Origin of the sequence: Brevundimonas sp. 357 (assembly GCF_003938605.1) — a bacterium.
Lineage (GTDB): Bacteria > Pseudomonadota > Alphaproteobacteria > Caulobacterales > Caulobacteraceae > Brevundimonas.
In genome coordinates this window covers 1-667 of record NZ_RHWX01000048.1, presented here as the reverse complement: position 1 = coordinate 667, position 667 = coordinate 1, and the positions used below count along the sequence as shown (strand labels likewise).

Genomic DNA, 667 nt, shown 5'->3' with positions numbered 1-667 from the left:
GTATGAGTTGATTTTGAAAAATAATAAAATTGATTCCCCAATCATTATCCCTAAGCATGCTGTTAAATATGTTTATGGGGTAGCTGAAAGTAACGGAGAAGATAATGACTGATTTGCCAGAAAAAATGACCATAAAAAACCTTGCTGATGAGTTGGGTATATCTAAAAATACAGTGCGCAATCAACTGGTCAATGCAGGTTATGACCTTGCTCGGTATAAAGATAATGGGGTTATCATGTTAGACAAGGAATTCATTGGTGTTGTGCGGTCAATTTATCGGTCAAAAGGTGGTCAATTGACTGGTGATTTACCGGTCAATGATGCAGGCAATGATTTCCCGTTAGAAAAAGAAAATGAATTTTTGCGTGAACAATTAGCGGAAAAAGATAGGCATATTTCTGAATTAACGGAAATGATTCGTGACCAACAAAAATTGACTTTGCTTCAGCAACAAAAAAACGATCAGTTGTTACTAGAAAATCAAGAATTAAAAAATCGAAAATGGTGGCAATTCTGGAAGTGAGGTGTGACATGGATAAAATTGATTTGAGAGAAGAAACAGTCGATAGAATTGAATTGATGTATGAACGGTTAGCTGATTATTTGAATTTGCCGGATGAAGATAATTATAGTGAAATGCTTGAACGAATGATGGATGTTCTCAAC

At 35.1% G+C, this 667-nt stretch carries 1 protein-coding gene; it reads left to right on the top strand.

Annotation, left to right across the window (positions count from 1 at the left end):
• Window positions 1–104: 104 nt before the first annotated feature.
• Window positions 105–524 carry a hypothetical protein gene (locus EGK63_RS16315; RefSeq protein ID WP_125902307.1) on the top strand — a complete coding sequence of 140 codons (420 nt, stop codon included), beginning with the start codon at window positions 105–107 and terminating at the stop codon, window positions 522–524.
• Window positions 525–667 lie beyond the last annotated feature (143 nt).

Excerpts from the sequence above, each read along its gene's own strand:
- EGK63_RS16315 (WP_125902307.1), top strand. The coding sequence starts at position 105 with ATGACTGATTTGCCAGAAAAAATGACCATAAAAAACCTTGCTGATGAG.